This is a genomic window from Streptomyces sp. SPB162 (genome assembly GCF_029504575.1).
Taxonomy (GTDB): Bacteria; Actinomycetota; Actinomycetes; order Streptomycetales; family Streptomycetaceae; genus Actinacidiphila.
Map to the genome: position 1 here is coordinate 5,233,004 of NZ_JAQFII010000001.1, position 14,746 is coordinate 5,247,749.

The following is a 14,746-nucleotide window of genomic DNA, read 5'->3' on the forward strand; positions in this document are numbered from 1 at the left end:
GGGTGTGACCTCGCAGCCACCGTCGCCGCCGCCTCCGGCGCAGCCGCCCCCGCCGGAGCCGGCTTCGTCGCGCCCGCGGCCGCGCCGTGATCCGCTCGCGGAGGTCATCGAGCGGCTGCGCGGGGCGGGCCTCGACCCGGACCTGGGCGAGCTCGCCGACGCCGTGTGGCTGGCGCGCTGGGCGCGGCCCACCGGGGCCGGCGCGGAGCCCGGCGAGTGGGCCGACGGCCCGCGCCCGGCGGACCGTGCGACGGGTGAGGACGTGGCCGGCACCCTGGAGCAGCGGCCGGCGACCCGCGGCGGGCCGGAGCCCACCGACGACGCGGGGGCGGAATCCGGCCGGTCCGGCGGCCGCTCCCTCGGCGGGAGTGTCGCGCTGTACCCGGCGGAGCGGGACCGTACGGGCGGCGGACAGGGCTCCGACCTGCCGGGCAATGCCATCTCCATCGGTGTTCCCGAGGCGCCGGCGCTGCCGGGACTGCTGGAACTGCAGCGGGCGCTGCGCCCGTTGCAGCGCTACCACAGCGCCGCCCCGCCGATCCGCAGCGAGCTGGACGAGTCGGCCACCGCGGAGTGCAGCGCACGCGCCGGCGGGCTGCTGATGCCGGTCTTCCGCAGCGTCTCGCGCGGCGACGCCTCGCTGCAGCTGCTGATGGACGCCTCCTCGTCGATGTACGTGTGGGAGCGCATGCTGGGCGAGTTCCAGCAGGTCTTCGGCCAGTTGGGCGCCTTCCGCGACGTGCACGTGCAGTACCTGCACCAGTCCCCGGACGGCAGCGCCGCGGTGAGCCGGCGCTTCGAGCCGGGCACCGCCGCGCTGCGCTCCGCCGACCAGCTCAGCGACCCGACGGGCCGTCAGGTGACGGTGCTCGTCAGCGACTGCGCCGGCCCGCTGTGGCGCAGCGGCGAGGCACACCGGCTGCTGCACCGGCTCTCCCGGTACGCGCCGGTCGCCGTGCTGCAGCCGCTGCCGCAGCGGCTGTGGTCCCGCACCCGGCTGCCGACCTCGTACGGGCTGCTGATGCGCGGGCAGGGCCCCGGGCAGTCGGCGGCGCTGCACTTCGAGGGCGAGGGCGTCACCGAGCGTCCCGGCATGGCTCCGATCCCGGTGCTGCCACCGACCGCCGCCGCGCTGGGGGCGTGGGCGCGGCTGCTGTCCGGGACCGGCACGGGCCCGGTGCCGGCCGCGGTGGGCTGGGTGCGCGCCGACCAGCCGGCCGCGCCGCCGTCCCGGCCGCGCCGGCCGCTGGCGCCCGCGGAACTGGTCGCCCGCTTCCGCTCCGCCGCTTCGCCGGGCGCGGCGCAGCTCGCGGTGTACGTCGCAGCGGCCCCGCTGTACCTCCCCGTCATGCAGTTGGTGCAACGGACGATGCTCCCCGACTCCGGGCCGGCGGAACTCTCCGAGGTGCTCCTCAGCGGCCTGCTCAGCAGGGCCGGCTCGGGCGGCTCCAACGGACCGGGGACGGAGACCCCCGCCTACGGCACGGTCGTCGAGACGACGCCTCCGTACGGCACCGTCATCGGCGAGGTGCCGGCGGCGCGCCCGCCCGCGCAGTGGTACGAGTTCGCGGACGGCGTCCAGGACGTCCTGCTGGGCCCGCTGGGGCGGGACGAGGCGCTGCTGGTGCTCAAGCACTGCTCCGAGTACGTCGAGCAGCGCTTCGGACTCGGCGGTCCCAACTTCCCCGCGCTGGCCATCGCCCAACTGGCGGACGACCGCCAGGGAGCCGCCCACGGGCGGATGCCGCTGCCGGACGGCGGCACGGAGGACTCGGCGCGGCGGGCGGCGCAGCCCTTCGCGCAGGTCGCGGCCAAGGTGCTGGAACGGTTCATCCCGCTGACGGACGTCGCCGAGCAGATCGGCACGGCGGGCGCCGACGGCCCCCGCTCCGAGGCGGCACTGGAACGGGCCCGGGCGCTCGTCACGCGCTTCGAGGCCGACGGGATGGTGCAGAGCCTGCTCGACGCCGTGCAGCTGCTGCGCCGGGCGGCGGCCGCGGGGCTGCCGACCGAGGCCGATCCCGAGCTGTGGAGCGAGCTGGCGCAGGACCTGCTGCGGCTGTGGCGGCTGCAGGGCGGGGCGCAGCTGCTGCGCGAGGCGCAGGAGGCCGCGGAGACCGCCGCCGCCGCGCCCGGCGCGGTGCGGGCCCGCGCGGTGCTGGCCAGGGTGCTGCACGCCGCCGCGTCCGATCTGCGCGCGCTGGGTCAGCGGCAGGGCGCGCTGGAACTGCTGCGGCGCGCGGACCGGGAGTTCACGGCGGCCGGCGCCGCCATGGACCTGGAACCGGACGAGACGCTGCGGATCACCCTGGAGCGCGCGGAGGTGCTGGAGGAGCAGTGGCGGCTCAGCGGGGACACCGGACCACTGGAGGAGACCATCGGCATGCTGGAGGCGTACTCCGACGGGCGCCCCTGGGCGGGGGAGGACGTGCCGCAGCCGGCCGGGCTCTCGCTGGCCCGTGGTCGGGCGCTGCTGATGCTGGCCGGGACGGCCGATGACGCGGAACGGTCCCGGGTGCACGCCGGGCAGGCCGCCGAGTCGCTGGAGTTCGCCCGCGCCTCGATGGAGGCCGGGCAGGCGCCGATCGAGGACCGGGTGCGCGTCCAGCTGCTGCTGACCGACGCGCTGCTGCTGGCGGGCGACCGGCTGGAGCAGGCGGGCCGGCTGGTGGCGAGGACCCTGGAAGACGTCAGGGAGCAGTCGTTGCGGGCCGAGGTCCTGGTCCGCTCCGCCCGCCTGTGGGTGCGGCGGTACGAGGCCGGCGGGCCGCCCTCCGACCTGGACGAGGCGGCCAACCGGTTCGAGGAGGCGGGCCGGCTGATGCTGCGGGACCGCCCCGAGTACGGCCAGCTGATGGAGGAGTGGGGCGCGGTCCTGCTGCGGCGGGCGGGCCTGGCCGGCGGCGCGGCGGTCGTCTCCCGGGCGATCCGGGTGCTGCGGGACTGCCGGATGCACTCCCCGGCCGGCCACTCCCGGCTCACCCACCGGCTGATGATGCTGGGCCGGGCGCTGCTGCTGCGGTACCGGACGCGGCGGGACCTGCTCGACCTGCGGGACGCCGAGCACATCTTCGGGCTGGCGGCCAGGAACGGCGGACCGCCGCTGGAGCGGGCGCGCGCCTGGCTGGCGCTGGGCGAGGTCCGGCACGTCGGCGGCTCCGACCGGTGGGACCAGGCGGCCGACGCCTTCCGCCGGGCCGCCGAGACGGCACGCCTCGCCGAGGAGGGGCTGTCCGACCCGGCGGCGGCGGTGCGGCTGGCCGCGGAGGCGCACCACTGGCGCGGTCAGGTCAACGAGTCCGCGCAGTGGCCGCGGGCGGCGCGGGAGGCCTACCGGGCGGCCCTGGAGGAGTGGCGCAGGTTGCCGGACGGCGGCGGACGGGACGCCGACTGGACGGCGGAGCGGCTGGCCGCCCTGGGCGGTGGACGGTAGGCGCGGCGGTCAGGACGCCGCGCCGGGGTTTTGCCCGCCCGGTGGGCGGGCATCCCAGATGGGCCCCAACTGCGGGGAAACTAAGGTGGTGTGACGATGCGTCAGTATAAGAACGCGGAGCGTACCGGAACGGCGGAAGGACCCGCGGCACCGAAGGGGGCCGGGACGTCGCAGAGCGCGGCGGGACTGCCTGATCTGCTGGATCTGGATCTGGAGACGCTGCGGGAGCTGGACCACCCCGTGCTGTCCGAGATGCTGGAAGGCCTGCGGACCCGGCTCGGCGAACCGACGGAGATGCTCTGGGGATTCGACAGCGCGTTTTGATCCGCTCGGTTTCGGTCCCATCCGACTTCTATCCGGACAACGTCGACGCGCCGGGGTTTGTGTCTCCGCACCGGAAGGAAAGCTCCGCGACGGACCGGGGGACAGGGGATACGCAGTGAGGCAGCAGCCGGAGCGGACGACGAGGAGTCCCGGGGAGCGGGAGACACCGCGGGAGTGGTCCGCCGAGGACGGCCCCGCCACTGTCCCCTTCCGCCAGTTCATCCTCAAGATGAACGGCCGTTGCAACCTCGCCTGCCGCTACTGCTATCTCTACGCGGGACCGGACAGCGGTTGGCGGCAGCGTCCCGCCGCGCCCACCGCTGAGGTGCTCGACGCGACCGCCGCACGGATCGCCGAACACGCCGCCACGCACGCGCTCGCCGACATCGCCGTCGTCCTGCACGGCGGCGAACCACTGCTCGCGGAAGCCGCCGTACTGGGTGCCGTCGTCGACCGGGTGCGTGCCGCGGTGCCCGCGCGGTGCACGGTGCACGCCACGGTCCAGACCAACGGCACGTTGCTCGACGAGGACCGGCTGCGTACTCTGGCCGCCCACCGGATCCGGGTCGGCGTGAGCCTCGACGGCGGACTGCCCGGCCACAACCTGGCGCGGGTGGACCACGCCGGCCGCCCGTCATGGCCGGCCGCCGCACGCGGGCTGCGGCTGCTCGCCGAGGACCGGCATCGGGAGAGCTACGCGGGCGTGCTGTGCGTCGTCGACCTCGCCTCCGACCCCGCCGAGGTCTACGAGTCGCTGCTGGACTTCGCGCCGCCCGCTATGGACTTCCTTCTTCCGCACGGCAACTGGAGCGCGCCGCCGCCCGGGCTGCCCGCGGCCGCCGAGCGGCCGGCCCCGTACGGAGACTGGCTGTGCACCGTCTTCGACCGGTGGTGGCGGTCCGACCACCTCCGGGTCCGGGTGCGGATCTTCGAGGCGTGCGTCGCCCTGCTCCTCGGCGCCCCCGCGAGCGCGGAGTCGCTGGGGCTGCGGCCGTTCGACGCCGTGGTGGTGGAGACCGACGGCAGCATCGAGCAGGTGGACTCCCTCAAGTCCGCCTACGAGGGCGCCGCGGCGACCGGACTCGACGTCTTCGGCCACGCCTTCGACGAGGCCCTCGCTCACCCGGGGGTCGCCGCGCGCCAGGGCGGCCTCGCCGCGTTGGCCGGACAGTGCCGCCGCTGTCCGCTGGTCCAGGTGTGCGGCGGCGGACACTACGCCCACCGGTACCGCGCGGGCGAGGGGTTCCGCCACCCGTCGGTGTACTGCGCGGACCTGCAGCGACTCATCCGTCACGTAGCGGGCCGGCTCGCCGAGGCGGCGGCATGACGCCGACCGCATCCGGCGGCGTCTCGGATGCCCTGCTCCGGGAACTCGGCAGGACGCACGGCGGACCCGACGCGCTGGCCGTCCTCATCGCCGGCCAGCACACGCTGCGGCTGCTCCAGCTCCGTGCGCTGTCCGACGCGGTCGCGGAGGGAGCCGCTCCCGCGGCAGTACCGTTCCGTCGGCACTGGAGGCTGCTGGAGGCCGCGGACCGGGCCGACCGGGACGCCACCCGGCGCGTGCTCTTCTACCCCCTGGTCGGCCCCTGGGTCCTGCGCTGCCTGCGCGGCATGGGCACCGACGGCGAAGCGCCGGAGCTCTCCGCCGATCTGTCCCACCTCGGTGCCCTCGCGGCAGCCGCAGCGGTGCGCGCGGGGCTGCGCGGAACCCTGCGGCTCGCTCACCGCGACGGCCTGGTCGCCCTGCCCACGCTGGGCGCGTTGGACATGTCCTGCGAACGGGCCGGCCGGGCGCCCGGATCGGTCGAACTCCGTTTCGCCGAAAGCCTGTTGATTGTCACCCCGCCGAACGGCGCACCGGTCGTGATCCGCCGGCGCCCCGACGGAACCTGGCGATCGGAGGACACCCGCTGGCGTTCGCTGCGGGTGCTCACCGGTGGTCCACGACAGGTCCTGCTCGACGATCTCGATCCCTTCAGGACGGCGGACAGCGGTCTGGAGCGGCACGGGCTGCGTCCGGGCGACCGGCCCTCGGCCGGCGAACTCGAGCAGTGGCGGTACGCCTGGCACGGCACCCTGCCGCTGATCCAACTCGGTGGCGAGTCGCGGATCGCGGAGGTGGAGGGGCTGCTCGAGTGTCTGGTGCCCTTGGCCGCGCCGCCGGGCGCCGCACCGCACGGCGGCAGCGCGGCGCACTGCAGCGGCACTCGGCGGGAGGCGTTCGGCGCGGTGCTCAGCAGCACCCCGCGCACTCCCGGCTTTCTCGCCGCGACCCTCGTCCACGAGCTGCAGCATGCCAAGCTCAGCGCCCTCTCCGACCTCGTCCCGCTGCACACGGCGGGCCCTCAGCACCGGTACTGGGCACCCTGGCGGGCCGATCCCCGGCCCTTCGACGGGCTGCTGCAGGGCGCGTACTCCCACCTGGCGCTCGCCGAGTACTGGCAGCTGTTCGCCCTCGTCGCCAAGGACGCGGGGGAACGCGACAAGGCATGGGCCGAGCACTCCCGCTGCCGTGAACAGGTCGGGGCGGCGCTGCCCGCCCTGGCCGGATCGCAGAGCCTCACCCGCGAGGGAAGGGTGTTCGTCGACGCCATGGTCCGACAGCTCACCCGATTGAAGGATCATCCGCCGCCCCAAGGGCACTTGGCCCGTGCGAGCGCCTATGTGGAGACCGCTCGCAGGATGTGGCGGAGGCACACGTCGGGAGGGGAACCACCGGTGTATGTTCCCAGCAGAGGCAACTAACGGCCCGTCAAGGTCGTACGTTCGTTCGCATCACGAGGGAGACGGTCGCATGGCCGTAGTGCGGAAGTCGACGGCAGTGGCCGAGAGGCAGCCCGTCACCATCAGTTTCGCGGGATTCAACCGGGCCTGGGCCGCGTGGATCGGCGACCGTCTCGAACGCCAGGGGCACCGGGTCTCGTTCGCGCGCTTCGACCCGCCTCCGGGCACCACGATCGAGCAGGCGCTGGAAGACCTGATGCTCGCCGAGGGACGCATCCTCATCATCCTCAGCGACTGGTACTTCCAGCTGGGTCCGCGCACCCACGAGGAGTGGAACAAGGCCCTGCGGACCGTGGTCGCGACCAACTCGGACCGGTTCGCCGCGGTCTCGGTCACCAACGCGTCGCTGCCCACCGCGACCGCCGCCCTCAGCGCCTCCTCGCTGTGGGGCATCGGCGCGCACGAGGCCGAACGCCGTCTGCTGGCCCGGCTCGGCACCGCCGACACCGCGCCGGCGGAGGACGCACCGGGCCGCGCGGGCCCGCGCTTCCCCTACGACCAGCCCCGCGTGTGGGGCGGTGTACCGCGCCGCAACATCCGCTTCACCGGCCGCGAGAACCTGCTCGGTGACATCTACCACCGGCTGCAGCAGGCGGAGCAGGGTGCCGCCATCGTCACACTGCTCGGCATGTCCGGCGTCGGCAAGACCCAGATCGCCGCCGAGTACGTCTACCGCTTCGGCTCCGAGTACGACGCCGTCTGGTGGGTCCCCGCGGACCAGCGCGGTACCCTGCGCCAGCGGCTGGCCGAACTCGCCCCGGCCCTCGGCCTCACCACCGGGCCGGAGTACGGCGAGCGGCTGCGCGCCGTGCTCGACGCGCTGCGCCGGGGCACCCCGTACTCGCGCTGGCTGCTCGTCCTGGACGGCGCCGACCAGGTCGGGGACATCGCGGACCTGCTGCCCAGTGGTCCCGGCCACGTCCTGATCACCTCGCAGAACCGGGCCTGGGGCGAGCACAACACCGCCCTGATGGAGATCCCGGTCTACACCCGCGAGGAGAGCGTCGCCTTCGTCCGCCGCCGGGCCGTCCGCCTCGACGTGAGCGACGCCGGCCGGCTCGCGGAGGCGCTGGAGGACCTGCCGCTGCTGCTCGACCAGACCGCGGGCTGGCTCAGCGACTCGACGATGTCCGTCGACGAGTACATCGGGTTGCTGACCAGGGGAGCCACCGCCGAGGCAGGTCTCAAGGTGGCCGCCGACTTCCCGATGACCTTCCAGACCGCCTGGTCGATACTGCTCAACCAGCTGCGTGACACCGAACCGGCGTCGATCGAACTGCTGCGGCTCTGCGTCTTCTTCGCACCCGGGCCGATCCCCGTCCGGCTGCTGCGCGAGCTGCCCCTGCGCGACCTGCCGGAACAGCTCGTCGGGCTGATGAACGACCCGCTGCGCTGGAACGACGCCACCGCCAAGCTCGTCCAGTACTCGGTGGTCCGCCGTGAGTCCCACGACGTGGGCGGCGACGAGCCGGGCGGCGGCTCCGACATCCTGCACATGCACCGGATGGTCCACCAGACCGTGCGCGACGGCATGCCGGAGGCCGACCGGCGCGAGTACGCGGGCGTCGTGCGCCGGGCGCTGGCCGCCGCCGACCCCGGCCGCCCCACCGACACCCGGCTGTGGCCGCGCTACGCCGAGCTGACGCCGCACCTCAAGGCGGCCGGGGTGCTGGAGAGCAGCAACCCCGAGGTCCAGCAGCTGGTGCTCAACTCGCTGCGCTACATGTACCTCTCCGGCGAGTACAAGTCCGGGCTGAAGCTGGCTCAACGCGGCTTCGCCGCCTGGAAGGAACTGCTCGGCGAGGTCCATCCCCGGATCTGGGACATGACCTACCACTACGCCAATCTGCTCCATGCGACCGGTGACTACGCGCTGGCCGAGTCGATCTCGCGGATCGCGGTGGATCATCTGCGCGAGGAGCGCGGCCAGCAGGACCTCGACCTGCTGCGCGCCGCGACCGGCCTGGCCGCCTCGCTGCGCGGCCTGGCCCGGTACGACGAGGCGTACGAAGTCTCCCGGCTGGTGCTGGACGGCTACCTGGAACTCGTCGGCGACCGCGACTCCCGCACGCTCGGCGCCCGCAACAACCTGGCGGTCTCGCTGCGCCTGCTCGGTCGCTACGGGGAGGCGTTCGAGTTCGACCGGCAGACCCTCGACACCCGCCGGGACGCCCTGCGTTCGCGCCACAACTGGACGCTTTCCTCGGAGATCAACTACGCGTGGGACCTACGGCTGCTCGGCCGGTACGACGAGGCCGTCTCCGTGCAGGAACGCAGTGTCCGTACCCATCGCGATGTCATGGGCCCGGACAATCCCCAGACGCTGCGCGCCGAGCACAATCTCGCCATGAGCCAGTACCGGGCAGGAGACCGCCGCGCCCAGGCGGTACTGGCCCGGCTGCTGGAGCGGGTGGAGCGGGTACTCGGCGAAAGGGAGCCGCTGACGCTGATGGTGGCCGCCGGCTACGCCTGCGTGGCACGCGAACACGGCGACCTGGACCGGGCGCGGGCCATCGGCGAGGCCGTCACCCAGCGTTACCGCGCCACGCTCGGCGCCGCCCATCCGTACGTGTTGGGGACCCTCGGCAACAACGGGCTGGTGCTGCGGGCGGCCGGCGAACGCGAGCAGTCGCGGGAGCTGGTCGAGGAGGCGCTCGCGGGCATGATCGAGGCCGTCGGCCCCGATCATCCCTGGACCCTGGGCTGCTCGCTGAACGCCACGGCGACCCGGAACTTCTCCGGCGACCCCGAGGCGGCCATGGAGCTCAGCCGCGACACCGCGGCCCGTGCCACGGCCTCGCTCGGGGCCGAGCACCCGCTGACGCTCTCCGCCCGGGTCGCGCTCGCCGCGGACCTGCGGGGGCTGCGCAAGATCCAGGAGGCGGGGAAGGTCGAGGAGGAGGCCATCTCGATGCTCGTCACCACGCTGGGCGCCCAGCACGTCCACACCGTCTCGGCCCGCTCGCGCACCCGCCCCTTCTGGGACTTCGAGCCCCAGGTCAACTGAGCAGTACGACGAGGGCCGGGCCCGCCACCTGAACTCAGGTGGCGGGCCCGGCCCTTGCGCGGGTTACCCGGGTCAGATCGTGAAGACCTCGTTGACCAGGGCCTCCTGCTCGGCCTGGTGGCGCTTGGCGGAGCCGACGGCCGGCGACGAGGACGACGGGCGGGACACCCGGCGCAGTCGGTCGGCGTTGTCGGGAGCGGCGCCCAGCACCAGGTCCAGGTGGTCGATCAGGTTCAGGGCGATGAACGGCCACGCACCCTGGTTGGCCGGCTCGTCCTGCGCCCACACGTACTTCTGGGCGCCGGTGTACTTCGCCAGCTCGGTCTGGATCTCCTTGCCGGGGAGCGGGTAGAGCCGCTCGATCCGGACGATGGCGACCTCGTTCGCGCCCTTGGCCTCACGTGCCGCGATCAGGTCGTAGTAGACCTTGCCGGAGCAGAAGACCACCTTGCGGACGGCGGACGGGCTGACCGTCGTGTCACCGATGACCGGCTGGAACCCGCCCGAGGTGAAGTCCTCGGACCGGGAGTTCGCGGCCTTCAGGCGCAGCATCGACTTCGGGGTGAAGACGATGAGCGGCTTGTGGTGCGGGTTGTGGACCTGCCAGCGCAGCAGGTGGAAGTAGTTCGCCGGCGTGGTGGGGCTGGCGACCGTCATGTTGTTCTGCGCGCACATCGCGAGGAAGCGCTCGATGCGGGCCGAGGAGTGGTCCGGGCCCTGGCCCTCGTAGCCGTGCGGCAGCAGCAGGGTGACGCCGGACGTCTGGCCCCACTTCTGCTCGGCGGAGGAGATGAACTCGTCGACGACGGTCTGCGCGCCGTTGACGAAGTCACCGAACTGCGCCTCCCACATCACCAGCGCCTCGGGCCGGGCCAGCGAGTAGCCGTACTCGAAGCCCATCGCCGCGTACTCGCTGAGCAGCGAGTCGTAGACGTTGTAACGGGCCTGGTCGTCCGAGAGGTAGAGCAGCGGGGTGTAGTCCTCGCCGGTCTCCCGGTCGACCAGCACGGCGTGCCGCTGGCCGAACGTGCCACGGCGGGAGTCCTGGCCGGCGAGCCGGACCGGGGTGCCCTCCATGAGCAGCGAGCCGACGGCGAGGGTCTCGCCCATCGCCCAGTCGATCGTGCCGTCCTCGACGCTGGCCGCGCGGCGCTGCAACTGCGGCAGCAGGCGCGGGTGGACGGTGATCCGGTCCGGGATGTTGGTCTGGGCGGCGGCGATCCGCTTGATGGTCTCCTGGCTGATCGCCGTGTCCAGCTTGACCGGGAACTCCTGCGTCGGCACCGGCATCTCGCTGGCGGCGGGCGTGGAGGCGGCCTCGCGGACCTCGGTGAAGACCTTCTCCAGCTGACCCTGGTAATCCTGCAGGGCCTGCTCGGCCTCTTCCAGGGTGATGTCGCCCCGGCCGATGAGGGACTCGGTGTAGAGCTTGCGCACCGAGCGCTTCTTGTCGATGAGGTCGTACATCAGGGGCTGCGTGAACGAGGGGTTGTCGGCCTCGTTGTGACCGCGGCGGCGGTAGCAGACCAGGTCGATCACGACGTCCTTGTTGAACGTCTGGCGGAACTCGAAGGCGAGCCGCGCGACACGGACCACGGCCTCCGGGTCGTCACCGTTCACGTGGAAGATCGGCGCCTCGATCATGCGGGCGACGTCGGTGCAGTACATCGACGAACGCGACGCGGCCGGGGCGGCGGTGAAGCCGACCTGGTTGTTGATCACGATGTGCACGGTGCCGCCGGTGCGGTAGCCGCGCAGCTGCGACATGTTCAGCGTCTCCGCGACGACGCCCTGGCCGGCGAAGGCCGCGTCGCCGTGCAGCGCGACCGGCATGACCGTGAAGTCGGTGCCCGCCTTGTTGATGATGTCCTGCTTGGCGCGCGCGATGCCCTCGACGATCGGGTCGACGGCTTCCAGGTGCGAGGGGTTCGCCGCCAGCGAGACGGTGATCTGCTCGCCGTCCAGACCGGTGAAGGTGCCCTCGGCGCCCAGGTGGTACTTGACGTCGCCGGAGCCGTGCATCGACTTCGGGTCGAGGTTGCCCTCGAACTCGCGGAAGATCTGCGCGTACGACTTGCCGACGATGTTGGCCAGCACATTGAGCCGGCCGCGGTGGGCCATGCCGATGACGACCTCGTCGAGCCGCGCCTCGGCGGCCGCGTCGATGACGGCGTCGAGCAGCGGGATGACGGACTCGCCGCCCTCCAGCGAGAACCGCTTCTGGCCGACGTACTTGGTCTGCAGGAAGGTCTCGAACGCTTCCGCCGCGTTCAGCCGGCGCAGGATCCGCAGCTGCTCGTCGCGCTCCGGCTTGGTGTGCGACCGCTCGACGCGGTCCTGGATCCACCGGCGCTGCTTCGGGTCCTGAATGTGCATGAACTCGACGCCGACGGTGCGGCAGTACGAGTCGCGCAGCACACCGAGGATGTCGCGGAGCTTCATCAGCGACTTGCCGGCGAAGCCACCGACCGCGAACTCGCGCTCCAGGTCCCACAGGGTGAGGCCGTGCTCGAGGACGTCCAGGTCGGGGTGCTTGCGCTGGCGGTACTCCAGCGGGTCGGTGTCGGCCATGACGTGGCCGCGGACCCGGTAGGAGTGGATCAGCTCGAAGACCCGCGCGGCCTTGGTGACGTCGTCGTCGTGCGCGGTGTCGATGTCGGTCCGCCAGCGGACCGGCTCGTACGGGATCCGCAGCGACTCGAAGATGTCGTCGAAGAAGCCGTTCTCGCCGAGCAGCAGCAGGCTCATCTGCCGCAGGAACTCGCCGGACGCCGCACCCTGGATGACCCGGTGGTCGTAGGTACTGGTCAGCGTCATGACCTTGGAGATGCCCAGCTTGTTCAGGGTGTCCTGCGACGTGCCCTGGAACTCCGCGGGGTAGTCCATCGCACCGACGCCGAGGATCAGGCCCTGACCGGGCATCAGGCGCGGCACGGAGTGCACGGTGCCGATGCCGCCGGGGTTGGTCAGCGACGCGGTGACGCCGGTGAAGTCGTCCATCGTCAGCTTGTTCGCGCGGGCGCGGCGGACGATGTCCTCGTACGCCTGCCAGAACTCGAAGAAGTTGAGCGTCTCGGCCTTCTTGATGGCCGCGACGACCAGTTGGCGGTCACCGTTCGGCTTCACCAGGTCGATGGCCAGGCCCAGGTTGACGTGGGCCGGCTTGACCAGGGTCGGCTTGCCGTCCTTCTCCGTGAAGGAGTGGTTCATCGACGGCATGGCCTTGAGGGCCTGCACCATCGCGTACCCGATGAGGTGCGTGAAGGAGACCTTCCCGCCCCGGGCGCGCTTGAGGTGGTTGTTGATGACGATGCGGTTGTCGAACAGCAGCTTCACGGGGACCGCGCGGACGCTGGTCGCCGTGGGCAGTTCGAGGCTCGCGTTCATGTTCTTCGCGACGGCGGCCGACGGGCCGCGCAGCGTGACGTACTCCGGTCCGTCCGCGGGCGCGGCCGGTTCCGCGGCCTTGGCCGGTGCGGCCTTCGCGGGAGCCGCCGTCTTCGCGGCAGCGGCGGCCGGCTTGGCCGGGGCCGGAGCCGGGGTGGCGGCCGCGGGCTTGGCTGCCGCGGCGGCCGGCGCCGGAGCGGCGGCCTTCGCGGCGGCCGGCGCGGCCTGTGGGGCAGGTACGGCAGCCGTGGCCTGCGCGGCCGGAGCCGGCGCGGCCGGGGCGGCCACGGACGAACCCGTGTCCGTCCCTGGCTTGTAGTCGGCGAAGAAGTCCCACCAGGCTCGGTCTACCGAGTTCGGGTCCTGGAGGTACTGCTGGTAGATCTCATCGACGAGCCACTCGTTGGGGCCGAAGCCCGCGGCAGGGCTCTTGCCCTGCCCGGTGGCGTCGATCGAGGTAGTCGAGCTATTGGGGGACTGTGGCGACACGGCGGCAACCGCCCTCTTCCGCTTCACAAGATGGTGGACAGCGGGAATAAAGGCTACGCCTACCTGGCCGTTCGGCGCAGGCCCGGGGGTCAGTCGTCGCGTAAGTCACACCGGAAGAGGGGTTTCGACGCTGTACGTGGCGGGAAATGGGGCCCTCTTGAGGGGTTGTGACGGCAGTCCCCCGTACGAGTACGGCCCGCTGTCCGCCGCACCCGTATTGCCAGCCTATGTCAACGTTGCGCGGGAACCGAACCCGGAAGCGTGACGCGGATGCGGCAGCCGCGCGGCGATTCGGCCACCTCGATGTCCCCGCCGTGCAGATCGACCGCCCAGCGGGCGATGGCCAGCCCCAGCCCCGTACCGCCGTCGCCTCCCGGGTGGGCGCCCCGGTTGAAGCGGTCGAAGACCCGGGTGCGCTCGGACTCCGGGATGCCGGGACCCTCGTCCCGCACGTCCAGGTCAAGACTCCCCGGCCCGACCCCGCGCCGGGCCCGGACCGTGACCCGGCCGCCGGGCGGGCTGTGCTTGACGGCGTTGTCGACGAGGTTGGCCACCACCTGGTGCAGCCGCTCGGCGTCCGCGAACGCGGCCAGCTCCGGCGGTGAGACGTCCAGGTGCAGGTGGACGTCGGCGCGGGGGCGGCTGCGCGAGGAGGCGCGGGCGGCGCCCTCCATGCCCAGGCTGGCCGTCTTCAGCACGGCCGACAGGTACGGCCAGACCTCGAACGGCTTGGCGTCCAGCCGTACCGCACCGCTGTCCAGCCGGGACAGGTCCAGCAGCTGGCTGACCAGCTTGCCCAGCCGCTCGGTCTGCTGCAGCGCGGTGCGCATCGTCTCCGGATCGGCCTCGGACACCCCGTCGACGACGTTCTCCAGGACCGCCCGCAGCGCCGCGATCGGCGTCCGGAGCTCATGTGAGACATTCGCCACCAACTCCTTGCGGTGCTGGTCGACGGCCTCCAGATCGGCCGCCATGCGGTTGAACGTCTCCGCCAGCTCGCCGACCTCGTCCCGCCGCACCCGCGCCACCCGGCGGCTGTAGTCGCCCTGGGCCATGGCCCGCGCGACCGCCGTCATCTCCCGCAGCGGCGCCGTCAGGCCGTGCGCCACGAACTGGGTGATCAGCAGACACGCGATGATCGAGAAGATCGTGATCACCCGCAGCTCGGTGGCCGAGTGGATCGCGACGATCACCAGCAGCGTGGTGATCAGCACCGAGACGACGACCAGCAGCTGCAGGGCGGCCTTGATGGACCGGAGCGGGTCGTAGGGCCTCAGCGCCGCCCACAGGCGCGCCCACAGCCTCATGGGGCCGGGGTC

At 72.7% G+C, this 14,746-nt stretch carries 7 protein-coding genes; 5 read left to right on the top strand and 2 right to left on the bottom strand.

The window, feature by feature from the left end; all coding sequences use genetic code 11:
• The first annotated feature begins 4 nt into the window (after nt 1–4).
• From M2266_RS24030 to fxsT, 5 genes are all read left to right on the top strand, one after another.
• A complete protein-coding gene (locus M2266_RS24030; protein ID WP_277440049.1) occupies nt 5–3,433 on the top strand; it encodes an SAV_2336 N-terminal domain-related protein in 3,429 nt (1,142 codons plus the stop codon).
• A 96-nt stretch (nt 3,434–3,529) separates the two neighbouring features.
• Complete coding sequence (gene fxsA / locus M2266_RS24035; protein ID WP_277440050.1) at nt 3,530–3,757, top strand: FxSxx-COOH cyclophane-containing RiPP peptide; 228 nt, start codon at nt 3,530–3,532, stop codon at nt 3,755–3,757.
• A gap of 220 nt (nt 3,758–3,977) precedes the next feature.
• Nucleotides 3,978–5,084, top strand: coding sequence for an FxsB family cyclophane-forming radical SAM/SPASM peptide maturase (locus M2266_RS24040; RefSeq protein WP_277441331.1), 1,107 nt, complete (start codon nt 3,978–3,980; stop codon nt 5,082–5,084).
• The gene (locus M2266_RS24045; RefSeq protein WP_277440051.1) at nt 5,081–6,505 is read left to right on the top strand and encodes an HEXXH motif-containing putative peptide modification protein; all 1,425 of its coding nucleotides are present in this window, start codon (nt 5,081–5,083) and stop codon (nt 6,503–6,505) included. The genes M2266_RS24040 and M2266_RS24045 overlap by 4 nt, the downstream gene beginning before the upstream one ends.
• 49 nt (nt 6,506–6,554) lie before the next feature.
• Nucleotides 6,555–9,551, top strand: coding sequence for an FxSxx-COOH system tetratricopeptide repeat protein (fxsT, locus tag M2266_RS24050; protein WP_277440052.1), 2,997 nt, complete (start codon nt 6,555–6,557; stop codon nt 9,549–9,551).
• Between the two features lie 72 nt (nt 9,552–9,623).
• Here fxsT and M2266_RS24055 read toward each other — a convergent pair whose 3' ends face one another.
• Together M2266_RS24055 and M2266_RS24060 are read right to left on the bottom strand one after the other, a co-directional pair.
• Nucleotides 9,624–13,427 (bottom strand): multifunctional oxoglutarate decarboxylase/oxoglutarate dehydrogenase thiamine pyrophosphate-binding subunit/dihydrolipoyllysine-residue succinyltransferase subunit, encoded by a 3,804-nt coding sequence (locus tag M2266_RS24055; RefSeq protein ID WP_277440053.1) that lies wholly within the window; start codon nt 13,425–13,427, stop codon nt 9,624–9,626.
• Nucleotides 13,428–13,657: 230 nt separating this feature from the next.
• Nucleotides 13,658–14,734, bottom strand: coding sequence for an ATP-binding protein (locus tag M2266_RS24060; RefSeq protein ID WP_277440054.1), 1,077 nt, complete (start codon nt 14,732–14,734; stop codon nt 13,658–13,660).
• Nucleotides 14,735–14,746: the final 12 nt, after the last annotated feature.

Bases quoted from the DNA above. Each gene is read 5' to 3' on its own strand.
- M2266_RS24045 (WP_277440051.1), top strand. From the start codon at position 5,081: ATGACGCCGACCGCATCCGGCGGCGTCTCGGATGCCCTGCTCCGGGAA.
- fxsT (WP_277440052.1), top strand. From the start codon at position 6,555: ATGGCCGTAGTGCGGAAGTCGACGGCAGTGGCCGAGAGGCAGCCCGTC.
- M2266_RS24060 (WP_277440054.1), bottom strand. From the start codon at position 14,734: ATGAGGCTGTGGGCGCGCCTGTGGGCGGCGCTGAGGCCCTACGACCCG.
- fxsA (WP_277440050.1), top strand. From the start codon at position 3,530: ATGCGTCAGTATAAGAACGCGGAGCGTACCGGAACGGCGGAAGGACCC.